Source organism: Bacillus cereus (assembly GCF_002564555.1).
GTDB classification, from domain to species: Bacteria; Bacillota; Bacilli; order Bacillales; family Bacillaceae_G; genus Bacillus_A; species Bacillus_A cereus_K.
On sequence record NZ_NUVD01000024.1, the window covers coordinates 273114 to 298792 of the forward strand.

Below are 25679 nucleotides of genomic sequence, written 5' to 3' on the forward strand. Positions count from 1 at the left end.
GAATCTGTAAATTCCTATGTTAAAATGTTTAAAATTCAAATTAGCAATATATTTCATTAACAAATAGTAAGATTTATATTAGAATAATACGTATAAAGTATATACATATAATATACTAGTAAATTGTAATTAAGGAGGTGACCTTTTTGCACAATAGGATAAAAGAAAATAAAAAAATATTAAATGCACTTGTAGTTGTTATGAGTTTATTTTTACTATTATCGCAGTTCCAGTTTTTGAGTCCGATCGATACTGTGAGTGCAGCGGTAACAGATGACGAGGGGTTCGATAAACCTACTTATCGATCTATTCATAAAGGAGATATGTATTCCACTGGTAATGTGAATTTAGGAGTCAAGGCTGATCCGGCAAGGGAAGATAAGATACTCTATTCTGATGTAGATTATATGGCGTGGGAGACTACACCAGCTAGTCAACAGAGGCAATTAATAGATGTTGACGATGATCCAGAAACCTCAAATTCTTCTAAGGCATACATTCCTATTCCAGATGAAGCGGAAATTGAATGGGCGGGATTATATTGGAGTTCAACACGCTATGAATTAACACAGCAAAAATATACTGCGCCTATCAAATTTTCTACCCCAACTGGAAGGAGTTTTGATGTATCTCCAAGTTATACTTACTATGGAAGTGGATTAGCTTACGGGTTTGGAATAAATGGTACGTATTATTCCAATTATGCAGATGTGACGCAACATTTGAAAACGTCTAATTCAAAAGGAGGAAGCTATACGGTAGCAAATATTCCTTATCCGAATTCATACTATGCTTATAGTAGTGGGTATTATTCGTTTGCAGGATGGTACATGCTAGTTGTTACGAAAGATAAATCAAAAACGAGAAAAGCTTTTACTGTTTATGATGGTGGATTAAAAAGAGCATCCGGCTCAGGGTTTAAAGAATTTGCTGTACAAGACTTCCTTGCTGATAGTAAAGGAACTTTAAATTCGAAAATATCTGTTTTTGCGGTACAAGGAGATAGATATTGGAAGGGAGATACGCTTCAGATTTTCTCGAATAATGATTGGAAAGCTGTAACTGATAAGCTGAATCCAGCTGATAATATCTTTAATTCAGCTATTTCCGAGTATGAGGAACATATGCGTGATAAATATCCAGGTAAGTTCAGCCCTGATTATCGGAATAATTTAGGGATTGATATAGATTTAATTAATTTACCAGAAGGATATATTCAACCTGGACAAAAAGAAGTGAAATTAAGAATAGGTACAAATGGTGATGATCATGTTTTAAATACTCTCGCTTTTGCAGTCAATGCAACAGCGCCAGAACTTGCTATTGAGAAATCAGTAGTTAATGCAAAAGAAAAGTACGAACCAGATGAAGAAGTCGTATATCGATTAAAAGTAAAAAATATTGAACCGAATTCGAGTGCAGTTGATACGAAAATTGAGGATGTGCTAGATTCACGATTAGAATATGTACCCGGTTCAGTAAAAATTATTTCTGGTCCGAACATAGGAGAGAAAACAGATCAAACAAAGGACGATCAAGTTGATTATGATGTAAACACAAGAAAGTTAACGATAAGAATCGGTGAAGGGGCAAGTGCAACGAAAGGCGGAATTTATACTGATAAAATGCCTGAAACTATCGTTGAATTTAAGGCGAAAGTAAAGGCGGAAAAGATAGAAAGTGAAATTCCAAATATTGCAGTTGTTCAAGGGATCGATGAGCTGACAGGAAGGAAAATTGAGGCAAACGATTCTAATAAAATAGTAGTGAAAGTAAAGCCTGATCTTGACGTAAGAAAAGGTGAACTCAAGGCTGTAAAACTAGCTAAAGATGTAAACGGTGGAACTCTTAAAGTAGGAGATAAACTAGAGTACACGATAAAAGCTAAAAATAGTGTAAACGACTCTATATTACAGTCTGTAAAAGTAACCGATAAATTACCTGAAGGTGTAGAGTATGTTCCGAATACATTGAAGATAGATGGAAAGGAACAAACAGATGCGGAAGATGATGATAGTGCATATATAAAAGATGGAATTATATATGCCAATATAGGTGACCTTAATGGAAATGAGGAAAAGGCAATTACATTTGAAGTAGTTGTCAAGCCAGAAATGGCAAATAAGAGAATAAAAAATAGTGCAGTAGTAGAGTCTATTAGTGTACCAGAACAAGAGAAACCAGAAGTCGTAACGTTGGTTGACTGGATGTACGGACAACTAGAGTCGAAAAAAGAAATAATTAGTCTGCCAAATGAACAGGTTCATGTCGATGATGAAATAGAGTATAAAATCAAGATGCGAAATACAGTAGAAAATGGACTTATTAAAGACATGCGTCTAATAGATAAATTACCTGAAGGAGTAGAGTATGTAGTAGGTAGTATGAAATTGAATGGGAATTCATTGACTGATGTTATAGATGAAGATGCGGGATCATATGAGGATCATACAGTTAAAGTTAGTATTGGTGATGTGTTTGATACAGAAGAACGAATTGTAACATTCAAGGTGAAAGTTACAAAAGAATCATTAAAAACGAAAGAAATCGAAAATATAGCGGTTGTGGAAGGGAAAACACCAGATGGTGAAGATTTACCACAAGAAAAACCGAATGTAAAAACGAAAGTGGAAGCGAAAGAACCAAAGATTATAAAGACAGTTTCTGATGCAGATGAAACAGAGGTAGAAAAGGCAACATTACAAAGTGAGAATGAAGAGTTTACATGGCATGTAAACTATCATTTCGGAAATGATGTAGTAAATCTCGAAAAAATAGTATTACAAGATAATTTAGAAGATATTTTAAAAGTTGAACAAGTAAGATTAGTAAATGCAAATGGTGAAGAGATAGAAGGTATACCAGAAATCGATGAGCAGTCGAAAAAGGTGAAATTTGAATTACCGAAGCGAGAAGGTAGTTATGAATATCTTATGAATCAAGTATACACGATGCATATTAAATCAAAGCTGGATATAAGTACAGGTGTAGAGCCTCTAGAAACGTATATTGCAAATGGTGGTATACAAAATGAAGCGGAGTTACTATTTGATCAAAAGGAATTTGTATCAAACGAAGCGGTTATTGTCCCACCATCTTTCGGAAAAATAGAGATTGAGAAAGTAGATGCGATAGACGAAAGACTTAAATTAGAAGGCGCGGTATTCCAAGTGATAAATAACGCTGGGAATGTAGTATCTGAATTAACAACGAATAAAGATGGTATAGCGATTTCTAATCCATTGTTAGTAGGGAAATATACGTTGAAAGAAGTACAAGCACCAAAAGGGTACATGCTTATGCAAGAGCTAATTGAAATTAATGTGACGCCCGGAGCATCGGTACAGAAAATAAAGGTACAAAATAATAAAAATGAATGGATGATCCCAGAAACAGGTGGCATAGGAACAATTGTTTTTTATGTAATCGGTGGAATGGTGATGTTCATAACAGCTTACTTGTTTTTTAGAAAAAGAAAGAGCGTGAAATAGGATAGTAGTTTGTAAAAAAAGTAGACATAATAGAGGAGTGAAGAATGATGAAAAGGATTTTTAGCTTATTATTAATATGTGTATTAGCTTTTTCAACTTTAATGAACATGACGGTAAGTGCTGAATCAAGAAGTACAGGTACTTTGACGATTCATAAGTATGAACAGAAGGATGGGAATCCTGGTGTAGAGGGTAATGGGAAGGCAGGACAAAGTGTTCCAGAGGGAGCAAAGCCTTTAAAAGATGTAACATTTGAAATTAAACGAATCGCATCATTTGAGCAAATAAATGATGGGAAAGTAGCGAAAGAAAGTATTAAAGATGTTACAGAGAGTGCTATTACAAAAGTAACAGATGCAAATGGGGAAGCAGTCTTTCAAAATCTTCCATTAGGACGATATGAAGTAAAAGCTATTAATGGACCAGAGCATATTGAACTAGATAAGAGCACTTTTATTGTAGATATTCCAATGACAAGTGCGGACGGTAAAGATTTAAATTACGACGTTCATATTTATCCTAAGAATGAAACGAAACGTGGATCAGTAGAGTTAATAAAAAAAGGTGAGGGAGATCGTGTATTAGAAGGTGCGGAATTCCATTTATTTAAGGAAAATGAAAACGGCACAAACACGCAAATAAAAACACCGCATCCATTAGTAACAGATTCAGATGGTAAAATTCATGTGGAGTCTTTAGAGTATGGGGAATATTATTTTATTGAGGAGAAGGCTCCAAAAGGCTATTTAACAAGTAAAGAAGAATATCCTTTCTCTATTAAAGAAACTGGTAAACTAGTTAAGTTGGAGAAAGATGTAAAAAACTATAAAGAACCTACAATTGAAAAAACGATTAATGATAGTTCGAAAAATGCGGGAATAAATCGTGAAACAGAGTATACGTACGATATTAAAACATTGCTTCCTGAGGATATTCAAACGTATAAAAATTATGTCGTAACTGATGTTTTAGATAATCGTCTAGAAATCGTTGGGACTCCAGTTGTAATGATTGACGGTAAAAAGGTTGATGAGAGTATTGTTAACGTAGTTGTAGCTGGACAAAAGGTTATGGCTTCAGTAGAAGATTTTTCGAAAGTAACAGGGAAAGAATTACACTTACAGATTACTGCAAAAATTAAAAGTGATGTTCAATCTGGAGTGGAAATTCCGAACAAAGCAGTACTTGATTTTGTAAACAAAGATGATGTTACATCAGAAAAAGATGGAAAACCATCTAATGAAGTAGTGGTTACACCGACAATGGGAACTATTGAAATTGAAAAAGTTGACGGTAAGAATAAGAAGTTGAAATTAGAAGGCGCAAGGTTCGAATTACGAGATAAAAAGGGAAATGTTGTAACAGTAAACAAAAAGAAAATGGATGATATCACCGATGCAAATGGTATTATTACATGGAATGAAATCCCATATGGTGAATATCAAATTGTTGAAACGGTAGCACCAAAGTATGAAGATGAAGACGGTGCGGTAGAACAATATCAAAAATTAAGAGATCCGATTGATATTAAAATAGATAAAGATCATAAAGTAATTGAGTTGCAAGTTGAGAACAATAAGAGTGGATGGATTATTCCAGCAACAGGTGGTATGGGAACGATTCTTTTCACAGCAGTTGGTCTGTTATTAATGGTGACAGCAGCATTTATTTTCTTTAGAAAGAAACCTGTGAAAAATTCTTAATTCATATTTTATAATAATTGAGTTTGGAAAAGAGGAAAGGCATATTGCTTTCCTCTTTTCCACATTTTATCCGAAGTGAAAGAGGATGTTATGAAACGAAATATTATTTTTGGAAGTATTTTTTTACTAGGGTTAAGTATATTTCTATATCCGACTGTAAGTAATTGGTTTGCAACGAGAACACACTATTCAGAAGTAAGTGCGTATGATGAAGCGGTAAAGAAGTTGGAGCAGGAAGAGATTAATCGTAAAGAAACAGAAGCGCGAGAGTATAATAAGAACGTTCAAAATACGACGCAAACATTTTCGGACCCATTTCATGAAAATAGTGATGAGGGAAAAAGTTCATATGTAGATATGTTAAATATCGGCGATGTTATGGGATATATAGAAATTCCTAAAATAGATGTGAACCTTCCGATTTATCAAGGAACGACGGAAGAAGTGTTAAGCCGCGGGATTGGACAGTTAAATGAATCCTCATTACCAGTAGGAGGAGAAAATACACATACAGTTTTAACTGGGCACCGTGGCTTACCTTCAGCACTAATGTTTACTCATTTAGATAAAGTCGAACAGAATGATATATTTTATATACATTCATTAGATAAAGTACTTGCCTATAAGGTAGATCAGATAAAAATTGTATTACCAAATGAAAAAGAAGATCTATTGGTTGTACAAGGACAAGATTATGCAACGTTAATTACGTGTACCCCTTATGGAGTGAACACACATAGGTTACTAGTGAGAGGGCACCGGATTCCCTATGATATTGTAGAAAAAGAAATGATAACAAAACCTATCATTTTAGAAGATTGGATGTTTGTTATTCCTATTGTTATTATTTGTATCAGCCTCCTAGTAATCTATTTAAAAAAACGAAAATAGTATGTATTGTGTGGTGAGCGTGTGAGAAGGTGATTAATAAGTTTAGTATTGTTCCTTGCAGGTTTATCTCTATTTCTATATCCATTGGTTGCTAATTATATAAATAATTATGTATATAAGACACAAGTGATCCGTTATGAAAAAATGGTTGATGATTTAAAAACAGAAGATGTAAATGAGAAGTTTCGTAAGATGCAAACATATAATAAGTTGTTAGGAAAAACTAGTGATGAAATATATAATAAAAGAAAAATGCCACTTCAAAAAAATTGAAGTGGCATTTTTTATATTTCCTCTAAGCTATTAACGGGAACCGTTAATTCGCGTTCTGGATTTCTTACTTCATATATGCGGGCGGTTTCGTTGCTTTCGTCGACGTGTTGAATCGTAACAGGCATGCCTTGAAAACTGACATTAGCTTGTTCAGATGACACAGAAAGCTCTTTTGCACGTTGAATATTCATTTATATTCCTCCCATCATTATTATCTTTGCTAAAAAGGAGGAATAATATACCATTTAGAGACATTCTTAAAGTTTTTGTATTATTTGTAATGTTTCTTTAATGAATGAAGAGAATATGGAATCGGGATAGGATTGTATCTTTTGAGCGGCTTCTGTAGCTTCCTCAAGAGCTCTTTTTTTATCGTTAAGTTTTACATAACAAAGAGCGCGATATGCCCCTGCTGTTGTAAGCCATGCTTGATCAAGTGGATGACTCATATAATCTGGCATGATAGCACTTTGTAATGTTTTTAAAGCTTCTTCGTAATGTTTTAAACCGTACAAAGCTTTTCCTTTTTCAAGATGATACAATCCATCGTCTTGAAAAATTGGCTCATCTTTTAGTTTTTCTCGAAATTGTTCTAGATGTTCTAATGCGATTGTATATTCATTAGTAATTGTGTTGTAGTAGTATGCTTTTAAAATATCAACAATCGCAGCAGATAAAGTATCTTCTGTGAAAATGGCAAATTGCTCAGATTTTTTTATGTAGTGTAAATATTGTTCTTTATCAGCCGTGATGACTTTTTGATAAGATAATATGCGGTAAAATTCATCTGTTTTATAATACACTTGATGTGTTTTTGAAAACGCGAGTGCCTCTAATATCGTTTTTTCACATTTTTCATAATCGCCACATGCTAGTAAAATAATGGCCTCTTTTAAACATAATTGAATGTGTATAATAAGATCCATTTCTAAATGTTTCGTTTCATAATCATCTCGAATGCTAGCAATTAGCTGCAAACATTCCTCATACTTTTTACGTGTGAATAGCGCGTATGAAAAGGTTAATTTTGTTTCAGTACTGTCCCGGTATAACGTATATTTTTCAAATATAGAGGTAGCTTTTTCAACGTAAGACTCAATATTGTAATCTTTCATTATAGCCGCTCCGGTAATAAATTGTTTATATAAACGAGCGGTATTTAAAGTAGGGGGCATCTCTTTTTGAACGATAGGTAGTAAAGTGTCATATACTTCATCGCATTTATTTTCCTTTATGAGTTGCTCCATTTTTGTAATGAGTTCTACAATTTCTCCATCATCTTCTTCTAATAAAAAACTCGTTTCACATTCAAGTTTATCAGCGATATATTGTAATGTTTTCATGGAGGGGGTAGCTTTGCCATTTTCAATTTGACTTAGCATACTTTTTGTTAGTTCTGAACCTGCTAGTTCTGCTTGAGTAAGCTTTTTTTCTTTTCGTAATGTTTTTATTTTTTCACCGAGAGTAGTCATATGATTGCTCCTTTATAGTTAAAAAAGTTAAATACAATTAAACTTTTTTGTTGTAAAAGTTGGAAAGTTGATTATATAATAAGTTTAACACAATTTAACTTTTAAGGGGAGAGTGTCAAAATGGGAGATGTAAGTATAGGTCAAAATGATTCAAGAATGAGGGTTGCAACGAGAAATATCATTTTGATGATAATCGGAAAAATAACGTCTTTATTAGGTGCAGGGATATATACGTTTGCAATGGGATTATATGTATTAAAGACAACAGGGTCAGGGATGGGATTTGCAACTACGCTTATTTGCGGATCACTTCCAAGGATGATTTGTGGACCAATTGCAGGTGCTGTAGCTGACCGCGTTAATCGAAAATGGCTTGTCATTGGTACTGATTTGTTAAGTAGCTTAACAATGCTTATCATGTTTATTCTTGCTACTATGTTTGGACCGTCACTTCTGTTTATTTATGTTTCAGCAGCATTATTATCAATTTGCGCAAGTTTTTATTCTGTTGCGTTTACTTCATCTATTCCTAATTTAGTTGATGAAGGACGTATTCAAAAAGCGAGTGCTTTAAATCAAACGGCAGCTTCTTTATCAAATATTTTAGCGCCGATTATTGGCGGAGTTGTATTTGGTTTCTTGTCAATTAAGTCGTTCTTTTTATTAAATAGCATTACATTCTTTTTAGCAGTTATTGTGCAATTATTTATCGCATTTGATTTATATAAAAAAGAAGTGGCTGAGAGTAAAGAGCATTTCTTGATGAGTATAAAAGAAGGTTTTTCATATGTAAAACGACAGCATGAAATATATGGTTTAATGAAAATAGCACTGTGGGTAAACTTTTTTGCGTGTGGGCTAACCGTTGCACTTCCGTACATTATCGTCCAAACATTGCATTTATCTTCAAAGCAACTCGGTACTGTAGAGGGAATGTTAGCAGTCGGAATGCTAATTGGTGCGATCGTTTTATCAGTACGTAAAGAAGTGAATAATCTGTTTCGTTCTATTTATATTGGGCTGTTTTTATTTGCGGGTTTGAGTTTATGTACAGTCGTCCCATTGTTAGTTACCATTCCGAAAGTAGCAAGCTTCATTTACTATATGGTGTTTATGCTTTTAACGGGTATTTCAATGATGATAGTAAATATCCCGATGCAAGTACATATGCAAAAGACGACAGATCCAAGCTATTTAGGGCGTGTATTCGGCCTGCTTGAAACAATTGCTACTGCAATCGCGCCGCTTGGTATGATTGTATATGGATTATTATTAGATATGTTGCCAACTAGCATTGTAATGATGTCATTAGGCGGAGGTTTATTGTTAGTTGTATTAGTTGGAGTAAAGCAACATATGGCGAAAAAACAAGTGGATGTGTCGGTTTAAAAATAAATAAGAATTTTGAAGTTAAAGCGTTATTTTATTTGTGAGTATAAATAAAATAACGCTTTTTTATGTGATGCTTTTCCAAAAATGAGTGGTAGAAGTAAATTATTTTAGAGAAATAGCTTAATAAAAAATTTGCAATCTTATTATTTATTTATAAATGACTAAATTAGTATTATAGTTTTTGAAACTCTTTTTCATGTATGTTACAGTAAAGTGAGCAGACAAAGAAAAGGAGAAAACATCATGAAAAAAATAAGTTTTGTTATGCTTTTTCTGTTAGTCGTAATGACTGGGTGTAGTAATTATGACACGTATATTGAAACAGGTATGCAATCATTGAAAAGTGAAAAATATAGTGATGCGACAATGTGGTTTGAAAAAGCAGAAAAAGAAAAATCAGGAAATGAAGCGAAGTCATATAAAGAAGTCGCCGAGATAATGGATCACGGAGCAACCGCATTAAAAGACGGTAAATATTTAGAAGCGAAAGACATTGCAAATGAAGTGTTACAAAAGAAAAAAGACGATGCACTTGAAAAAGCTGTAACATCAAATGCAGAGAATATGCTTCAAAAAGCAAAAGATGTGGAAGAGAAAGTAAATGAAAGAGTGGCAAAGAGGAAAAAGGTAGAAGAAGCAGGGATCGATAAACTTATTGAAGCTGTAGATAGTATAGATGACGTGAAGGAAAAAGAGAAAAAAGTTTCAGACGCATTAGATAAGGCTGAAGAGGCGCAAGCAAAAATTGAAGCGAAGAAAAATAAATAGAGTTATAGTTTAAAAGGCTGTCGTATATAACGACAGCCTTTTAAGCTAAATCAGCTGAAACAAACATATCACTATTTTGAAGATTTTTAGAGCGCAAACTATAAGCGACCACTTTCTTCTTATGTTGTTTTACAACATCGACATGCTCTTCATGACTATAAATATAAAATGTAAAATCCTTTTTGCCACGTTTTGCATTGATAATTAAAGGAGTTCCTTCATTTTGTGGTGGCGCATAATAACGATCTAAAAATAACCCTTCATTAAAATCATGAATAATTTGAGATTTCTGTTCACCTTCTAAGTTATTTCCATTGATTGTAACAGTAACATTTTCTTCTTCAAGCTGTGGGTGTGTTTCGTACCTGCTAATAATGGATTCAATAACAGAGTTCGGAAGGCTAGAAACGATAATTTTAAAAGCCCCAAATACAACTAACATTACAATAAACCAAGTCGTCATAGTATATCATCCCCTTTATTCTATTAAATAATATAACTCATATGGTAATAGTACATATGGTGAAGTTTTGTATAATTTGTGAAAATTTTTCCTTTTTTTGCACGTTTTTTAACAAATAGAGATCTTGAAAGAATAAAATGGAATATTTAGTTTGATAAAAGTGTAAAGGCGTTCTATTTTCTATAAGGGGGTTATGAAATGGGGAAACTAGACGGTAAGAACGTTTTTGTTACAGGAGCTGCGATAGGGAACGGAGCTGGAATTGCTCATGTGTTTGCAGAGTTAGGGGCGAAAGTATTACTTGTTGATATTTCGGAGACAGTTCATGATACTGTGAAAAAATGTTAGAAAAATCAATTTTGTTACAAAAAGTTGAAATCAAAGCATTTTATAAAAAAAAGGTTTATAATAAAAATATAATTAATTACAAGGAAGTGTAACTATGAGTACTGTAACAATCGTGTATGGTATTATTCTTTCTACAATTTTTGTTGTATTTTTCGTTGGGGTTTCACGTTATATTCATAAATGGAAAGAAGGCGTTGCGAAATTAAATCACATTGAGGAAGAACTAAGTGATTTAATGTTACATCATGGTAAGTAAAAGGTTTATTTTTAAATTTTAAAATGTGAAAGAATTCACAAAGACATGCTTTCATGATGAGAGCATGTTTTTGTGGTTTATAAATAAGCTTAATAACTCTTACATAATCCATTGGCAACAATCTTTGCGAAAAGAACTTAACAAAAATAGCCTTTTTTATAATATGTTAGGGAGTTTATAATATAAATATAGAAAAGTAAATAAAGGAAAAAAAAACTATGTATAAAGAAAAATTTCTGCATTCACCATGGATAACTGGAATTTTATTTGCTTTATGGTTCCTCATCATACCCCCTATCATCGCAATCATCCTTATCATTAACCGAAATAAGGAAATGAAGAAAGTACAAAAAGTTTGGGCAGAGAATGGGTTTGATAAAGTGGTAAATGTTAAAGAGCAAATAGCCAGTCTTAGTGAAGAGTTGCAAAAGATAACATTAACTAAACAAGAAGTTCTAGCGGATCTTGAAACTTTCAAGCCTATTACAGACCTAATCGAAGTGAGAAATAGCCTTTCCTCTCAAATTGATAATATGAATAAAGAAAAGGATGCCCTTGCAAAACGAATTGGGGATGTTCAATTACTTGTAAATCTAACTGAATCTAAACAAAAATTGAGCGAGGAGATTGCAGGATTCACATCCAATAAGCAAGCAATTATTCAAGAGATTGATAGTTTGCAAAGAGAAGTTATCCTTCTAAAAGAGGACATGCTTATGCAATCATTTGGATTTGTAAATCCGAAGTATGGTTTTGAAACGTCAGAGGCATTCAAAAGCAAATTGAATGAGATCCGACAAAAACAAAAGAAAATGGTTAAGGATAGAGAAGCTACATTGCATCGCTTGGACTGGACAATTGGAGATGATAGAAAGAAAGGTAAGGAATTCATACTTGATACAATTAAACTTACCTTGAGAGCATTCAATAATGAATGCGACAATATCATTACAAAAGTAAAATACTCTAACCTGGAAGCAAGTGAGCAAAGGATTAAAAAGATTTTTGATGAATTGAACAAACTCACTGATATGCAACAGGTATCAATTACGCTAGGTTATTTAAATTTAAAAATCGAAGAGTTGTACTTAAAGTATTCATTTGAACAAATGAAACAGGAAGAAAAAGAAGAGCAGCTTGAGATAAAAGAACGCATGAGAGAAGAAGCCAAAGCCTTAAAAGAGTTAGAAAAAGCAAAAGAGAAAGTGGAAAAAGAAGAAAAGCACTTCGAGCAAGCAGTTGAAAAGTTAAAATTGCAAATGACTGAAACAACTGAAAACCAACAAGCTAAATTAATTGAGAAGCTTAAAGAATTGGAAGCACAGCTGGAGCATACGCGGAAAAATAAAGAAGATGTATTGTACAGAGTACAAAACACGCGTGCCGGTTACGTGTATATCATTTCAAATATAGGTTCATTTGGTGAAAATGTATTTAAAATCGGTATGACTCGTCGTTTAGAACCTATGGATCGTGTGAAAGAATTGGGTGATGCATCGGTTCCATTTACGTTTGATGTACATGGAATGATCTTTAGTGAAGATGCTCCTGCTTTGGAAAGTGCCCTTCATCAAGCATTTGCCGATCAACGAGTAAACAAGGTAAATACAAGAAAAGAATTCTTCCGGGTTGAGTTGGCTGAAATAGAAAATGTTGTGAAGAAAAACCACAATAAGACGGTTGAATTTACAAAGTTAGCTGAAGCTGAAGACTTTAGAAAATCTATCCAACTTGAAAAGAAGCCTTTGCAAGCTGTTTAATATTTTTTCCTTTGAATTTAATTAAAACAAACATAACAAGAGTACCGATTGCTTAAATATATGTTTAACAAACGGGTACTCTTTTATTTATTACAGTTTTTAAGCTTGAATGCATTCTTTATGGTTCTGGAGCAAAAAATTCAACATATACAAGATAAAAAGGCTTACTATGTCTCTCGTATCAAATCAAATACACGTAATTATCAAAAAGATCCTACCCCTGATTATTTTCAAGCTGTAAGAGAAAAAAAGAAAGAAATGAAGCATTCTCCTCGTAGTAAACGACTCAGTTGTAATTGGACCACCCACATTAAATCGTTCTAAAAATGATAAGTAGACGAATGGATCGAGTATAGTAGTTACGTTAAATGGACAAATAACTTCGTGTGAAATAGAGTAATTATGTTTAATGATATAGAAGATCAAGTTGCATATCAAAGACTTAGAAATAACATAGATTATTTTATTCGTGATATTTTAGCAAGTGAGGAATTCAGGAAGAAATTAGAACGGAATAATTTTATTGTATAAACAAAAGAGTGCTTATGAAAAAAGCGCTCTTTTGTCATTATGTACAGGATATCTTAATACTCCCATTGAATATAGATTACAAATAAGAAAGGGAGTTGAATCATGACTACAATATATTTCGTTCGCCATGCACACTCTACATATACAAAAGAAGAACGGGAACGTCCCTTATCTGAAAAGGGGTACATGGATGCAGAGAATGTAACGCGCTTATTAAAAGATAAACATATTGATATTGTGATTTCTAGTCCGTATAAAAGAGCGATTCAAACTGTGCAAGGAATTGCGAATACATATAATTTATCAATACAAATAGAAGAAAATTTAAGGGAAAGGTTATTAAGTAAAGAACCAGTAGCAGATTTTAATGATGCTATGCGGAATGTGTGGGAAGATTGGACTTTTGCATATGAAGGCGGAGAGTCGAATGATGTAGCACAAAAGCGAGCTGTATTATGTTTGCAAAATATATTAGAAAAACATAAAGATAAGAATATTGTAATAGGTACTCATGGGAATATTATGGTATTACTAATGCATTATTTAAATTCGAAATATGATTTTCAGTTTTGGAAAACCCTTCATATGCCTGACGTGTATAAATTAACTTTCAATAATAATCGTTTCATTTCTGCTGAAAGAATAGAGTCTATAGGTAATCGAATAAATATTTTGTAAAAGTTTATCAAAAAAAGAGGAAAGAGGGAAGTTATTGTAGAAGTATAGCTTTGTAACATAAAAAATATGTGTTAAAGGAGGCTGTTTACATGTTTGAGAAAGAGAAAGAAGGGCTTATTGAAGTTCACAACGTATATGAAATTGCACCAGCAGATGGAGCAATTATTGGTATGGCAACGGAAGAAGAAATGGAAATTGCTGCTGAACTAGAGTTACAGTACTATGCCCATTCTCGTTTGTTAGAAGCAAATATTCAGTTAGACGGTTCCTCCTATAAAGAGTTACTTCAGGACTTTCAGGAGTACGAAAGAAAATCAATGAACTTTTGGCGCGCATTACATAAACGTTTAGCTGTGCCATGGGCGTGGGTACTACGTATTGATGTTGCGAATGGTCCTATTTATGTAAGCAATGAGAATTCGTATTATGAAGAAGATGACGAAGAAGATTATGAATAGATAAGTAAGGAAGCAGCTTTAGTTGCTTCCTTTTTTAATCCCGCTATTTGCGGGCAGTAAGACTCATAATCGGTGGGGATGGCCCCCACTGATTAAAGTTTCACTTTATTTGTAAGGAGCGAGTAGCTTCAATAATAATATCTGGTCGATCGTTTTCTATTCCGTGGCCAGCATGTTCGGCAAGAATATATTGGCTGTTTATTGATAGATGTAATTGTTCACGAATCAGTTCTTGCCACATAGCTTCAAGTCGTGTTGCTTCCTCTTTTGGCATGCCGCCCTCAATCAATTGAGTAATAGAATATTGAGGATCTCTGCCGATAATGATAAATGGTATTTCTACTGTTTTATATAATTCTTTTATTGAGCGAGCACAGTTTTTCCACTCCGATAGTTCAGAAGCTGTCGCTTTATATAATGAAGGGGATGTGGAAAATTCTATACAATGTTTTGAGTGATTGACGAGCATAGGCTTTAGTTCATTATAAAGTGTGTCTACATCCATTTTGGAGTATGTATTATATTTTTGAATCCACATATCATCCGAATCAGTTTGATCAGAAACCGGTAAATAAAGCTCATCTAATCGGTGTAAGTTCATAGATGTAGAATCAACTAAAATAAGTGCTTGCAGCCTATCTTCATGTAACATCGCAAAATGTTGTGCACATAAACCGCCGTAGGAATGACCAATTAGAATGATTGGCTCGTGAATAGCCAGTTTCTGTAGTAACATATGTAGTTCTTTTGTTACTTGTATTGTTGTACGCGGATGAATTCCCAACTCGCTTTTTCCATAACCTGGGCGATGATAAGAAACGACCGTAAAGTGTCTTGAAAGCTGTTCCATAATAGGAAGCCAATCATAAAATGAGCAAGTCATTCCGGTTTGAATGACTACAGTTTGTTTACTATTTCCTTTTATATATACTTCTAAATTCTGCCCTAATATCTCTACAAATGTATAAATCGTAATTCCCCCTAGGCTTGAAATGATTTTTGACAAGCAAAAACGATACACCAAACACCTATACCGAATAGGACAGATGTACTAAGTGAAAATGAATTTTTTAAACCGATATAGACGATAAATAATAGTAGTGCTGATGCAGGAAATCCATATAATACGCCTATAGCAAATTGACTCAACTCCTGTTTATTCCCACCTTCGAAAGAAATCCAAAATAGACTAAGTAGACTTACAAGAGGAAGGGCGGCAATAAAACCGCCTATCGTACTATAATGTTTAGCGACTTCAGTAATAACGCCGATAATAAGTGCAGAAACGAGTACTTTAACGAGGAAATGCATATTTTGCCTCCTTCGCTAATAACGAAAAGGCTTTTTCGAGTAGTTGTTGTTGTTCTTTTGATAACTGTGATTCTAATATTTTTATCTTTTCTTTATCTAGTAAAGTATGCTTTTCTAATACCTCAATTCCTTTTTCCGTTAATGTAAGGTTGACAACTCTTTCATCTTGTTTATTTCTTTCTTTAACGATGACGCCCTTTTGAATAAGGCGTTTTACGTGTTCAGACGCTGTGTTATGAGATAGGCTAAGCTCAGTAGCGACTTTTCCAATTGTTATATCTTTCTCACGGGAAACGATTTGTAAAATACGAATTGCTTGGTGGGAAAGATTGTCCTCATATTCATATCGTAAGTGATAATAAATGCTCTCCCAATGTTGATTAATGTTTTTCATAATGATAAATCCCCCTATTTTTTATATCGTATAATAAGATGTATTCGCTGATTTAGAAATAAAATCCTTTTATTTGGATAAAAAATGTTGAAAAAGTTTATTTTTATTGAAATATAAGGTAATCTATGTGTAAAGGTATACATATAGCAAGAGAGAGGATGATAGCTGTGAATACATTTAAATGGATTAGTCATGAACAGATGTATGTAGATGAAATACATGTTGAAAAATGTGGTCCTCTTTCAGTCGGCGTATACGGGGGAAATCAAGAGAGTGATGCATATGAAAGAGGAGATGCGGTGCTTGCTTGGTGGGATCCTGAATTTGAATTTGTTATGATTTTTGATACACATCACAAAACGAAAAATATACATTATATAATAGAAGCAATTTCAGAAAGAAAAGAGAAACTACAAGAGTTATTTTCATACCCAATACATTTAGCTTTTCATCATACACATATGTACTTATTAGCGTTATTTACAGATGAGTTGTTTATTGAAAAATGTGATCAAGATGATGAGGAGCTTGCATGCTTAATTTGTTTACGAAAAGGTGAATTTCTATATTGGTTATCAGTTGGTGATTGTTTCGCGTATTTATTCCATTCAGAGCAAACGAAAAATGGAAAAGGACGATTAAATAAGCGGAAGAATTACGAGTATATTGGCAGAAAAAATATTTTTGCAGCAAATACACCTTGTTTTACGTCAGGTGTAAGGGGATTAGAAAAAGGAACAAATCACATTGTAATGGCGACGGACGGTATTTTAGAGTGTGATAAACGAAGGTTTGATGATGATCAATCTTTAGTAGAAATATTACACGACGGAAATAGCTTACAAATTGAGCCAGTATTAACAAATGTACTGCAGTGGAAAGGGAGAGATTGTGCCACGATTATTGGATGGTCAATTGATACTGAAAATAAACAATGCGCGAATGAATAAATAAAAGGGAGTTCAAGGATTTTTGTCCTTGAACTCCTTTTTGTTAAACAATATGAATATGATACGTCTTTAACCATTTTGAAAGCTGTCACTTCGGTGATGACTTTTTGTTTTGTAGGATTTTCTTCTTTTCCGTCGAATAGATAGATTGGGAGAGGTGGAGAATAAGTAAATGAAAAAATTTATAATAAGCATAGAAGCAGTCGATGGTAAACAACATGAATTTGAAATTGAGTATAAAAAGACAGTAACAGTTTCTGCTATAGAAAATTCTATACAAGCAAGAGAATCTAGATTCTTCAGATTTGGAGATTGTATGGTTAATTTGGACAATGTATTCTCTTTGGTGGTAAAAGAGAAGAAGGATTAAATACAAAAAAAGCATCCATAATGGGTGCTTTTTTCTTTGTTACATAGAAATTACACATTAAACCAGTGAACATTCTAATAAGACAAGCATATGATGAATTCGTGGGACGAGTTATCATATGAGATGAAACTTGGAGCGCCATACTTATTTTTTGAAGGGTACCTAATGACAGGTACTCTTTTTATTTTGTACCTTTTAATTACGAAGAATGTAGTTGCAATTCGATTTAAGAACTAACAAAACAAACGAAAATAAATGTCTTACTTCCCTGTCTAAAAGTTGAAACATAATTTTTATTTTTAATCCTATTTTTAGTATCCATAAATGCGGCGAATGTCGCTATAGCACCACCTAGATCATAGACTTGGAATTTGTGGTGAAAAGCTAATCCTGTAATGAAATAAAATGCACACTAAGTTAAAGAGTGATCACATAAATAGTGTACTACATGAATTAAATTGCAGACTTGAGAAAGTTTTCTTCGAATGCAAAGTTATATGAGACAATGGCTAAGGGAAAGTATTCCATTACATACAAAAAAATAATAAAAAGATGAGAGAAAATTTTTTTCTGGACGTTATATAGAGTGTAAAAGCTTTTACAAAAAAATAAGGGGAATCGCTACATGAAATCAAATGAGAAAAATTTTATAAAAAGATTACAGCGACAAAAAGAAGATGCGCTAGAATTTGTTGTTGATACATACTTACCGCTCATAAAGGGGATAACGCATAAAGTTCTTCTTCCAGTTCAAAATGATGGACTCATAGAGGAATGCATAAATGATATATTTCTTTCCATTTGGAATAACGCAAATAAATTTCATGGAGAGCCGACTGATTTTAAAAAATGGATTGCAGCGATTGCAAAGTTTAAAGCAATTGATTATTACCGAAAAGCGACTAATAAAGTAGAAATTATTTCAGATGAGTTTCATATAAGTACGGAAAAATCGGTAGAAGATGAATTAATCGTTATGGAAGATAGAGAAGAATTATTGAAACTTATTAATCAATTAGAACCGTTAGATCAAAAAGTATTCATTATGAAATATCTCCTCGGCATGAAGACAGAGGAAATAGGAGAGAAATTAGGGTTAACTCGAGCAGCGATAGATAATCGTGTGTACCGGGGGAAAAAGAAACTACAACAAAATGCTACGAATATTAGTTTTGGAGGTAGTGCAATATGAAAGACATTTATGAGCTATTAAATGATATTGATATAGATGAAAAAGAACTTGAGGAAATTGAGACTTCGGAAATTGAAAAAGAAAAAGTGAAACGTAACTTAAAACAATCGATACGTACGAAGAAAAAGATGAAAACTTGGAAAAAAAGTGTCGCTGCTGCATCTATTTTAGTAGGAGTATCAGTTGCCATGCTTGGCATCGGATTTCCTACATACGCTGGAGGACTACCAATAGTAGGGGATATATTCCGATTTTTAGATAATGGTAGAACAGGGTTATATGAAAATTATAAAGAGTTTTCGACTGAGTTGAATATGACGAGGGAGAGTAATGGAGTTAAGGTTACAATTAATGATGCTGTGTTCGATGGTAGAACAATTACAATCACATATTCTATTGAGAGTGATAAAGATTTAGGAGAGAACCCGAGTATATTTGGTTTTCCACAGGTGGAAGGGTCTAATGGTTCGGGAGGAAGTTCTAAAATTACGAAAGTAGGGGATAAAAAATATGTAGGTATGACTACAGCAAGTGATCACGGTAGTAAAAGAATGGACGTTGCAAATGTTAGGTGGAATATGGAATCAATTGATATGCATGAGGAAAAAAAATCAATAAAAGGGAACTGGAACTTCGCACTTAGTTTAAAAGCAATGGATAGTAAGGAAGCAAAGGTTAATGGGGTTTCTGAAAAAGAAGGCATAAAAGTAAATATAGAAAAAATGGAAGTAACTCCGATGTCATTTATTGTTTTTTATAATCAGGAAGAATCTAAGGCATTAAGAAGTATATGGGATAGTGCGGATGTGGAATTAGAAATAAAAGATGATTTAGGAAATCATTATGCTGGTGAAGGAAATGGCGGAAGTAGTACAGTAGCAGAGCCACATAAAAGTAGTTGGAGTGCTACATTCCAAAAACTGAACGGAAATGCAACAAAGCTTATTGTCACACCTCACGTGCACTTGCGAGTTCATACACCTGAAAATCATGGTGGGGTGGAGTATGTGAATGGGAAAGAGAAGAAAATAGAAGTGCCGAAAAAAGAAGCGAAGAGTAAAGATATTGTTCTAGATGATATTGTCATTGATTTAAAAAAATAAAGACAAGCGACTGCCTAAAATAAATAATTAGGCAGTCGCTTTTTGTTAAGAACTAGTAACAAGTAAAGCATGTGGATGCTGTATTTTATACTCATCTTTCCAAGGAATGTTTAGTTGCTCCCACGATTCGCCGCTATCACTGGATTGAAACACGCCGTTGTTATTTAAAGTGTAAAACGTATGTGGCTCAGCTGGATTTGTAGCAAACATCGAAATGACTGTACCAATTGCAGAGGGTAGTCCTTGTTGTACTTGCTGGAAAGGAGTGTCTCTCGTTTTTCGATAAATATAAGATTCATAAGGAATACGGTGATGAGCGAGATCAGCACTCGGTGCGGCAGAAACGAGAATCGTATTACAATCAGCTGGATCGATGGCCATGCTGTATAAATAATGATGTTCAAGTCCTTCACTGCATGATATCCAGCTGTTTCCACTGTTATAACTTTCAAGATATGCACGATCAGGTCCGCCCATAAATCCGTCTCCACATGATGCATAAAGACGATCGGGGGCTTCAGGGTGCATAAGTAATTGATGAGCATCAATAGGAGCACCGAATTTTTTATCAATCCATGTATGTCCTTTATCGTTACTTTGAATAACAGCACCAGCTTCGATTGAAACGTGGAGTGTATTTGGGTTGTTTGGATCAACTGTAATCCAGCGTACGTGATGGGTAAAAGGTCTAGGCGGGAAAGCCCACGTATAGGAAGATAATAGTGATTTCATATTTTTAAGTTCATTCCACGTTTCACCACCATTTTCTGAACGGAATAAAGCACTAGGTTCTGTGCCGACATAAACGACGCCATATCCGTTAACTTGTTCATTAGGGCTTATCGTAATAGAAGTGATCGAAGAATGTAAAATACCATCTTCTTTCGGAAAATCAAAATAACGATAAGAATCTCCAATTGGTCTCCATGAATCCCCACCATCATCGCTTAACCATAAACCTCGTCCAAATGTTCCGCAATAGACACGATTAGGTTGGAACGGATCAACGACAATACAGGTAGGTTGCATATTTTGTAAGTGATAAGTCGTTTCGCAGTTACCATCTTGTTCTTTTACTACAACAAGTTCACGCTCCATACAGAGAAATAAACGTTTCATTTTAGTAGCCTCCTTAAAATTTCTTTCATTAGTAAACAATATGAAAATAAAAAAGAAGTAGTCTTGTTTTTATTTGAGAAAAAGGAATTGCTTCAAAAGAAGCGAAGTGTGTATACAGAGGAAGCGGGCGTTTACGGGCAGTCAATTCGGGATAAAAATGGGGAGTTTGTTTCATACTAACATACAGATATTACACTTAAAGGAGTAAAAGTATGGGACATTCACATGATCACGGTCATTCTAAAAATAAAAAGGCGTTACTAATTGCATTCTTACTAACAACCAGCTTTATGATTGCTGAAGTTATTGGCGGATTTGTAACAAATAGTTTAGCACTATTATCTGACGCGGGGCATATGTTAAGTGATGCAGTATCCTTAGCTTAAGTTTACTTGCGTTTAAGCTTGGAGAAAAAGCAGCGACGGCTGCAAAAACATATGGGTATAAGCGCGTCGAAATGTTAGCGGCATTATGTAACGGGGGCGTTCTTATCGTCATTTCTATATACATTTTTATTGAAGCAATTCGTCGTTTTAAAAAACCAGTTGAGATTGCTAGTAATGGGATGCTTATTATTGCTGTACTTGGTTTGCTTATTAATATTTTATCAGCTTGGATATTAATGAGAGGCGGAGATGTGAAAGGTAATTTGAATTTAAGAAGTGCTTTCTTACACGTACTAGGCGATCTATTAGGGTCAGTTGGAGCGATTATTGCAGCGCTATTTATTAAATTTTTCGGATGGACTGCTGCAGACGCAATTGCTAGTATTCTTGTGTCTATTTTAGTCATTATTAGTGGGTGGCGTGTAACACGTGATACAGTCCATATATTAATGGAAGGTGCACCGCAGCACATAGATATGGATGAGGTGAAAAATACATTATTAACGATTGGGATTGTAAAAGAAGTTCATGATTTGCACATATGGTCTGTCACATCGGATTTTCAAGTATTAACTTGCCACCTGATTATAAAAGGTAATGAAACGCAAAGTGTATTAAAAGAAGCTACGGATGTATTAAAGGAGAAGTTTCATGTAGAACATGTCACCATTCAAGTAGAAATAGACGGTGAATTTAATCATAGCGAGACAACTTGCAAAGTATGAAAGAAAAAGGATTAGAAAAAGTGTCATAACATTTTTCGCAGGGCATACATATATATAATGTGGCCACGAATACTTTGTAAGGTAAATATTTCATAAGATTACTTTACTTATTAAGAATCATCTTTTATAATCAAAAGTGGTAATTGATAAAGATTATCATTTTCAATGATCGTAGAAAGGAGTTTTTTTAAAAGATGAGTAGTCAACTCCGTTTTGCTGTTGAAAATCGTAAGAGGTATTTAATTGATGAGTTAATTGGAGCTGGTGTGTTTAAAGTTCGCGACCGACAATTATACGAGCTGTCTTTAGAGGAATTGGAAAAAGAGTACGAAGATATGGAAGATTATGCGGATGTTCAGGCATAGCTATATAGATTATTAAGGAAGAAGCTGGTTACACAAAAGTGTAACCAGCTTTATTATTTCATAGAAATTATTTTATGCATGGTAAAATATTGTAGAAGGGTTGGTCGTAATATGCTAGCAGGATTTTTGGTTTGTTTATTTGATGGTTCTTTTTAAAGAATAAAAATCCAACATTTTTTTTATTTTCCATTGCGAAAAGTAGCATCTACTTTTACAATAGAAAGGGTTGTAAATATATTATACTGGAAAAATAAATCGAAATAATGTGAAAATTTTGTTTTGTCTTTGCTGATTGTATACTACATACATGTAAGACGACATACATCATGTTATCGATCTGTAAGGAGAGAAAAAATGAAAAGTGTAAGATTACCATCGATGCCAGAAATCATAATTCTATTATTACTATTTCTTGCTGTTGTCTTTTCCTTCCAAACGATTTTTGATCTCCCAATTCAATTAGCGCTGTTTATTTCATGGTTTTTAGTAATTGCGCTTGGGTTAAGATTAGGATTTCGTTATCAAGAATTGCAAGATGCAATTACGAAAGGGATTTCTAACGGATTAGAAGCAATACTTATTTTAGTTGCAGTAGGTGCTTTAATTGGAACATGGATTGCTGGTGGGGTAGTACCAACATTAATCTATTACGGATTAGAATTCATTCACCCTAGCATATTCTTATTGGCAACGTTAATTATTTGTTCGATAACTTCTATCGCGACAGGAACATCTTGGGGAACAGTAGGAACAGCCGGTATTGCTATGATGGCAATTGGTGAAGGGCTTGGATTGCCATTACCACTTGTTGCTGGTGCAGTTCTTTCAGGAGCTTATTTCGGAGATAAATTATCGCCACTTTCTGATAGCACAGTTCTTGCAGCCTCTATGGCGAAAGTAGACGTAATTGCTCACGTTCGAGCTATGCTTGTATTAGACGTTCCAGCGTATATTATCACCGGCATTATGTTTACTGTAGCTGGCTGGATGTATGGCGGAGATAATGTAGATTTAAATCGAGTAGAGTTTTTAAAAGAATCTTTATTAAAACACTTTGATATTAAAATATGGATGCTAGTTCCAGCAGTAATTGTCATTGCACTATTAGCAATGAAGAAGCCTTCTATGCCGACAATTGCTATGGGAGCTTTAATTGGTGCAATTTGGGCAACTCTTTTCCAAGGAATGCACTTTGGAGAGGCAATTGGAACAGCATATAACGGATTCTCAATTCAATCTGGCGTTGAGTTTGTCGATAAGTTATTAAATCGTGGTGGAATTAACGGTATGCTTGGTTCAGTGGCCGTTATTATTTTCGGCTTAGGTTTTGGTGGACTACTTGAAAAGCTAGGTGTTCTAAAAGTAATCGTATCAAAATTTGAGAAGAAATTAAATTCTGCAGGTAATGTAACGTTATCTACTTTAATCGTTGCGTTTTTAGCGAATGTATTTGGTTGTGCGATGTATGTATCACTTATTTTAACACCGAAGATTATGGAAGATAGCTATGATAAATTAAAAATAGACCGCCGTGTATTAGCGCGTAACTCAGAAGTAGGTGGAACGTTAACTTCTGGTATGGTTCCGTGGTCGGATAATGGTATTTTTATGGCTGGTATTTTAGGTGTGGCAACGTTCTCATATGTTCCGTTTATGTGGTTAAGCTTCGTTTCATTAATTCTGGCAGTTATTTACGGATATACAGGCAAATTCATTTGGTATGTAGATGACGCTGATAAAGGAAAGCAAGCATCATAAAAAAATACCTTCTGCGATGGCGGAAGGTATTTTTTTTATATACGAGTGAGAATTCTTATCATTTGTATGAAAGTCTGTTAAAATGAGAAATGTAGGTATTATATTTTCAAGGGGATGAAAAAATGGAGTACAGAATCGAAAGAGATACATTAGGAGAAATAAAAGTTCCAGCTGATAAATTATGGGCAGCTCAGACGCAGCGTAGTAAAGAAAATTTCCCAATTGGAACAGAGCAAATGCCGCTTGAAATTGTAAAAGCATTTGCGATTTTGAAGAAGAGTGCAGCACTTAGCAATCAAAAATTAAGAAAGTTATCAGAAGAAAAAGCAGAAGCAATTGTGGAAGCAGCTGATGAAGTGATTGCAGGGAATTGGGATGAGCATTTTCCGCTTGTCGTATGGCAAACGGGTAGTGGTACACAATCGAACATGAATGTGAATGAAGTAATTGCAAACCGTGGAAATCAAATTTTGAAAGAGAAGGGATCTAACGTACATATTCATCCGAATGATGATGTGAACATGTCTCAAAGTTCAAATGATACATTTCCAACAGCGCTTCATGTAGCATGTGTAATTGCAGTAGAAAATCACGTATTACCAGCGATTACAAAGTTAAAAGAAACATTAGCAGAAAAAGTAACTGCATTTGAACATATTATTAAAATTGGTCGTACGCATTTACAAGATGCAACACCTTTAACGTTAGGGCAAGAAATTAGTGGATGGCACCGCATGCTTGAAAAAACAGAGCGTATGATTGCAGACAGCAATACATATATGAAAGAGTTAGCAATTGGTGGTACTGCGGTTGGAACTGGTATTAATGCGCATCCTAAATTTGGTGAGATGGTAGCAGAGGAAATTAGCCAATTTACAGGTAAACAATTTGTTTCTGCACCAAATAAGTTTCATGCATTAACGAGCCATGATGAAGTTGTATTTACTCATGGTGCATTAAAGGCATTAGCTGCTGATTTAATGAAGATTGCTAACGATGTGCGTTGGCTTGCAAGTGGTCCACGTAGTGGTCTTGGAGAAATTATTATTCCGGCAAATGAACCAGGAAGCTCTATTATGCCAGGTAAAGTAAATCCAACACAAAGTGAAGCATTAACAATGGTTGTAGCACAAGTGATGGGGAATGACACGACGATTGGATTTGCTGCGAGCCAAGGTAATTTTGAGCTAAACGTATTTAAACCAGTTATTGCTTATAACTTCTTACAATCAGCTCACTTATTAGCAGATGCAATTGTTTCATTTAATGATAATTGTGCAGTTGGTATTGAAGCGGATGACAAAGTAATTAATGAAAATGTGAATCGTTCATTAATGCTTGTAACAGCATTAAACCCACACATTGGATATGAAAATGCAGCGAAAATTGCGAAGCATGCTCATAAAGATGGGTTAACGTTAAAAGAGGCAGCGCTGCAATCTGGATTATTAACAGAAGAGCAATTTGATGAAATTGTAGATCCGAAAAAAATGATCGCTCCGAAAGAGTAATAGAGGAAGCC

Annotated in this window: 24 protein-coding genes and 3 pseudogenes; 20 read left to right on the top strand and 7 right to left on the bottom strand. The window is 34.1% G+C overall.

Annotated features, from left to right (window positions below):
• Positions 1 to 137: 137 nt before the first annotated feature.
• The 4 genes and pseudogenes from COI75_RS15985 to COI75_RS27805 all read left to right on the top strand — a co-directional run.
• Positions 138 to 3491 (top strand): isopeptide-forming domain-containing fimbrial protein, encoded by a 3354-nt coding sequence (locus COI75_RS15985; RefSeq protein ID WP_232288619.1) that lies wholly within the window; start codon positions 138 to 140, stop codon positions 3489 to 3491.
• 47 nt (positions 3492 to 3538) lie between these two features.
• Positions 3539 to 5194: a SpaH/EbpB family LPXTG-anchored major pilin gene (locus COI75_RS15990; RefSeq protein WP_000821086.1), complete on the top strand. Its 1656-nt coding sequence runs from the start codon at positions 3539 to 3541 to the stop codon at positions 5192 to 5194.
• A 90-nt stretch (positions 5195 to 5284) separates the two neighbouring features.
• On the top strand, positions 5285 to 6085 hold the full coding sequence (locus COI75_RS15995) for a class C sortase (RefSeq protein WP_000827784.1): 801 nt from the start codon (positions 5285 to 5287) through the stop codon (positions 6083 to 6085).
• Between the two features lie 36 nt (positions 6086 to 6121).
• Positions 6122 to 6313, top strand: a pseudogene (locus COI75_RS27805) (class C sortase); the annotation flags it as partial.
• Positions 6314 to 6369: 56 nt separating this feature from the next.
• On the opposite strand, the gene COI75_RS16005 reads toward COI75_RS27805, so the two are convergent.
• Both COI75_RS16005 and COI75_RS16010 read right to left on the bottom strand, forming a co-directional pair.
• Complete coding sequence (locus COI75_RS16005) at positions 6370 to 6549, bottom strand: H-type small acid-soluble spore protein (protein ID WP_001025746.1); 180 nt, start codon at positions 6547 to 6549, stop codon at positions 6370 to 6372.
• A gap of 66 nt (positions 6550 to 6615) precedes the next feature.
• Complete coding sequence (locus tag COI75_RS16010; RefSeq protein WP_000209212.1) at positions 6616 to 7830, bottom strand: helix-turn-helix domain-containing protein; 1215 nt, start codon at positions 7828 to 7830, stop codon at positions 6616 to 6618.
• Positions 7831 to 7950: 120 nt separating this feature from the next.
• Between COI75_RS16010 and COI75_RS16015 the strand changes: the two genes are divergently transcribed.
• Together COI75_RS16015 and COI75_RS16020 are read left to right on the top strand one after the other, a co-directional pair.
• Positions 7951 to 9219 carry an MFS transporter gene (locus COI75_RS16015; RefSeq protein WP_000503123.1) on the top strand — a complete coding sequence of 423 codons (1269 nt, stop codon included), beginning with the start codon at positions 7951 to 7953 and terminating at the stop codon, positions 9217 to 9219.
• Positions 9220 to 9465: 246 nt separating this feature from the next.
• Complete coding sequence (locus COI75_RS16020) at positions 9466 to 9990, top strand: DUF4398 domain-containing protein (protein ID WP_098380408.1); 525 nt, start codon at positions 9466 to 9468, stop codon at positions 9988 to 9990.
• Between the two features lie 40 nt (positions 9991 to 10030).
• On the opposite strand, the gene COI75_RS16025 is transcribed toward COI75_RS16020, so the two are convergent.
• A complete protein-coding gene (locus tag COI75_RS16025; RefSeq protein ID WP_098380409.1) occupies positions 10031 to 10453 on the bottom strand; it encodes a YfmQ family protein in 423 nt (140 codons plus the stop codon).
• 198 nt (positions 10454 to 10651) lie between these two features.
• On the opposite strand from COI75_RS16025, the gene COI75_RS26960 reads away from it, so the two are divergent.
• The 6 genes and pseudogenes from COI75_RS26960 (at position 10652) to COI75_RS16050 (ending at position 14484) form a co-directional block, all read left to right on the top strand.
• Positions 10652 to 10801, top strand: a complete 150-nt coding sequence (locus tag COI75_RS26960; RefSeq protein WP_170958489.1) for a hypothetical protein — start codon at positions 10652 to 10654, stop codon at positions 10799 to 10801.
• 94 nt (positions 10802 to 10895) lie between these two features.
• Entirely contained in the window at positions 10896 to 11057 is a 162-nt protein-coding gene (locus tag COI75_RS16030; RefSeq protein ID WP_000109004.1) for a hypothetical protein, read from the top strand.
• Positions 11058 to 11275: 218 nt separating this feature from the next.
• Positions 11276 to 12817, top strand: coding sequence for a DUF4041 domain-containing protein (locus COI75_RS16035; protein WP_218006715.1), 1542 nt, complete (start codon positions 11276 to 11278; stop codon positions 12815 to 12817).
• Between the two features lie 277 nt (positions 12818 to 13094).
• Positions 13095 to 13217: pseudogene (locus tag COI75_RS27335) on the top strand (cupin domain-containing protein); the annotation flags it as partial.
• Positions 13218 to 13450: 233 nt separating this feature from the next.
• Positions 13451 to 14026: a histidine phosphatase family protein gene (locus COI75_RS16045; RefSeq protein ID WP_098380411.1), complete on the top strand. Its 576-nt coding sequence runs from the start codon at positions 13451 to 13453 to the stop codon at positions 14024 to 14026.
• 89 nt (positions 14027 to 14115) lie between these two features.
• On the top strand, positions 14116 to 14484 hold the full coding sequence (locus COI75_RS16050) for a hypothetical protein (protein WP_098380412.1): 369 nt from the start codon (positions 14116 to 14118) through the stop codon (positions 14482 to 14484).
• A 100-nt stretch (positions 14485 to 14584) separates the two neighbouring features.
• On the opposite strand, the gene COI75_RS16055 is transcribed toward COI75_RS16050, so the two are convergent.
• From COI75_RS16055 to COI75_RS16065, 3 genes are read right to left on the bottom strand one after another with little or no spacing between them, the layout of a single operon-like run.
• The gene (locus COI75_RS16055) at positions 14585 to 15505 is read right to left on the bottom strand and encodes an alpha/beta fold hydrolase (RefSeq protein ID WP_141530712.1); all 921 of its coding nucleotides are present in this window, start codon (positions 15503 to 15505) and stop codon (positions 14585 to 14587) included.
• Positions 15466 to 15795 (bottom strand): DUF3147 family protein, encoded by a 330-nt coding sequence (locus COI75_RS16060; protein ID WP_098380414.1) that lies wholly within the window; start codon positions 15793 to 15795, stop codon positions 15466 to 15468. Before COI75_RS16060 ends, COI75_RS16055 begins: the two co-directional genes overlap by 40 nt.
• Positions 15779 to 16189 carry a MarR family winged helix-turn-helix transcriptional regulator gene (locus COI75_RS16065; protein ID WP_098380415.1) on the bottom strand — a complete coding sequence of 137 codons (411 nt, stop codon included), beginning with the start codon at positions 16187 to 16189 and terminating at the stop codon, positions 15779 to 15781. Before COI75_RS16065 ends, COI75_RS16060 begins: the two co-directional genes overlap by 17 nt.
• A gap of 125 nt (positions 16190 to 16314) precedes the next feature.
• On the opposite strand from COI75_RS16065, the gene COI75_RS16070 reads away from it, so the two are divergent.
• The 4 genes from COI75_RS16070 to COI75_RS16085 all read left to right on the top strand — a co-directional run bounded on the left by COI75_RS16070 (position 16315) and on the right by COI75_RS16085 (position 19804).
• Positions 16315 to 17139, top strand: coding sequence for a protein phosphatase 2C domain-containing protein (locus tag COI75_RS16070; RefSeq protein ID WP_098380416.1), 825 nt, complete (start codon positions 16315 to 16317; stop codon positions 17137 to 17139).
• Positions 17140 to 17311: 172 nt separating this feature from the next.
• Positions 17312 to 17509 (top strand): hypothetical protein, encoded by a 198-nt coding sequence (locus tag COI75_RS16075; protein WP_000713480.1) that lies wholly within the window; start codon positions 17312 to 17314, stop codon positions 17507 to 17509.
• A 625-nt stretch (positions 17510 to 18134) separates the two neighbouring features.
• The gene (locus COI75_RS16080) at positions 18135 to 18701 is read left to right on the top strand and encodes a sigma-70 family RNA polymerase sigma factor (RefSeq protein WP_098380417.1); all 567 of its coding nucleotides are present in this window, start codon (positions 18135 to 18137) and stop codon (positions 18699 to 18701) included.
• Positions 18698 to 19804: a DUF4179 domain-containing protein gene (locus COI75_RS16085; protein WP_098380418.1), complete on the top strand. Its 1107-nt coding sequence runs from the start codon at positions 18698 to 18700 to the stop codon at positions 19802 to 19804. Before COI75_RS16080 ends, COI75_RS16085 begins: the two co-directional genes overlap by 4 nt.
• Before the next feature lie 45 nt (positions 19805 to 19849).
• On the opposite strand, the gene COI75_RS16090 is transcribed toward COI75_RS16085, so the two are convergent.
• Positions 19850 to 20923: a WD40/YVTN/BNR-like repeat-containing protein gene (locus tag COI75_RS16090; protein ID WP_098380419.1), complete on the bottom strand. Its 1074-nt coding sequence runs from the start codon at positions 20921 to 20923 to the stop codon at positions 19850 to 19852.
• Between the two features lie 212 nt (positions 20924 to 21135).
• Between COI75_RS16090 and COI75_RS16095 the strand changes: the two are divergent.
• The 4 genes and pseudogenes from COI75_RS16095 to fumC all read left to right on the top strand — a co-directional run bounded on the left by COI75_RS16095 (position 21136) and on the right by fumC (position 25668).
• Positions 21136 to 22034: pseudogene (locus COI75_RS16095) on the top strand (cation diffusion facilitator family transporter).
• A 194-nt stretch (positions 22035 to 22228) separates the two neighbouring features.
• A complete protein-coding gene (fbpA, locus tag COI75_RS16100; protein ID WP_000098312.1) occupies positions 22229 to 22399 on the top strand; it encodes a Fur-regulated basic protein FbpA in 171 nt (56 codons plus the stop codon).
• Between the two features lie 354 nt (positions 22400 to 22753).
• Positions 22754 to 24157 carry a Na+/H+ antiporter NhaC gene (gene nhaC, locus COI75_RS16105; protein ID WP_000843998.1) on the top strand — a complete coding sequence of 468 codons (1404 nt, stop codon included), beginning with the start codon at positions 22754 to 22756 and terminating at the stop codon, positions 24155 to 24157.
• A 122-nt stretch (positions 24158 to 24279) separates the two neighbouring features.
• Positions 24280 to 25668, top strand: coding sequence for a class II fumarate hydratase (gene fumC, locus COI75_RS16110; protein WP_000456626.1), 1389 nt, complete (start codon positions 24280 to 24282; stop codon positions 25666 to 25668).
• Positions 25669 to 25679: the final 11 nt, after the last annotated feature.

Bases quoted from the DNA above. Each gene is read 5' to 3' on its own strand.
- COI75_RS15990 (WP_000821086.1), top strand. From the start codon at position 3,539: ATGAAAAGGATTTTTAGCTTATTATTAATATGTGTATTAGCTTTTTCA.
- COI75_RS15995 (WP_000827784.1), top strand. From the start codon at position 5,285: ATGAAACGAAATATTATTTTTGGAAGTATTTTTTTACTAGGGTTAAGT.
- COI75_RS16005 (WP_001025746.1), bottom strand. From the start codon at position 6,549: ATGAATATTCAACGTGCAAAAGAGCTTTCTGTGTCATCTGAACAAGCT.
- COI75_RS16010 (WP_000209212.1), bottom strand. From the start codon at position 7,830: ATGACTACTCTCGGTGAAAAAATAAAAACATTACGAAAAGAAAAAAAG.
- COI75_RS16015 (WP_000503123.1), top strand. From the start codon at position 7,951: ATGGGAGATGTAAGTATAGGTCAAAATGATTCAAGAATGAGGGTTGCA.
- COI75_RS16020 (WP_098380408.1), top strand. From the start codon at position 9,466: ATGAAAAAAATAAGTTTTGTTATGCTTTTTCTGTTAGTCGTAATGACT.
- COI75_RS16025 (WP_098380409.1), bottom strand. From the start codon at position 10,453: ATGACGACTTGGTTTATTGTAATGTTAGTTGTATTTGGGGCTTTTAAA.
- COI75_RS26960 (WP_170958489.1), top strand. From the start codon at position 10,652: ATGGGGAAACTAGACGGTAAGAACGTTTTTGTTACAGGAGCTGCGATA.
- COI75_RS16030 (WP_000109004.1), top strand. From the start codon at position 10,896: ATGAGTACTGTAACAATCGTGTATGGTATTATTCTTTCTACAATTTTT.
- COI75_RS16035 (WP_218006715.1), top strand. From the start codon at position 11,276: ATGTATAAAGAAAAATTTCTGCATTCACCATGGATAACTGGAATTTTA.
- COI75_RS16045 (WP_098380411.1), top strand. From the start codon at position 13,451: ATGACTACAATATATTTCGTTCGCCATGCACACTCTACATATACAAAA.
- COI75_RS16050 (WP_098380412.1), top strand. From the start codon at position 14,116: ATGTTTGAGAAAGAGAAAGAAGGGCTTATTGAAGTTCACAACGTATAT.
- COI75_RS16060 (WP_098380414.1), bottom strand. From the start codon at position 15,795: ATGCATTTCCTCGTTAAAGTACTCGTTTCTGCACTTATTATCGGCGTT.
- COI75_RS16065 (WP_098380415.1), bottom strand. From the start codon at position 16,189: ATGAAAAACATTAATCAACATTGGGAGAGCATTTATTATCACTTACGA.
- COI75_RS16070 (WP_098380416.1), top strand. From the start codon at position 16,315: ATGTGTAAAGGTATACATATAGCAAGAGAGAGGATGATAGCTGTGAAT.
- COI75_RS16075 (WP_000713480.1), top strand. From the start codon at position 17,312: ATGAAAAAATTTATAATAAGCATAGAAGCAGTCGATGGTAAACAACAT.
- COI75_RS16080 (WP_098380417.1), top strand. From the start codon at position 18,135: ATGAAATCAAATGAGAAAAATTTTATAAAAAGATTACAGCGACAAAAA.
- COI75_RS16085 (WP_098380418.1), top strand. From the start codon at position 18,698: ATGAAAGACATTTATGAGCTATTAAATGATATTGATATAGATGAAAAA.
- COI75_RS16090 (WP_098380419.1), bottom strand. From the start codon at position 20,923: ATGAAACGTTTATTTCTCTGTATGGAGCGTGAACTTGTTGTAGTAAAA.
- fbpA (WP_000098312.1), top strand. From the start codon at position 22,229: ATGAGTAGTCAACTCCGTTTTGCTGTTGAAAATCGTAAGAGGTATTTA.
- nhaC (WP_000843998.1), top strand. From the start codon at position 22,754: ATGAAAAGTGTAAGATTACCATCGATGCCAGAAATCATAATTCTATTA.
- fumC (WP_000456626.1), top strand. From the start codon at position 24,280: ATGGAGTACAGAATCGAAAGAGATACATTAGGAGAAATAAAAGTTCCA.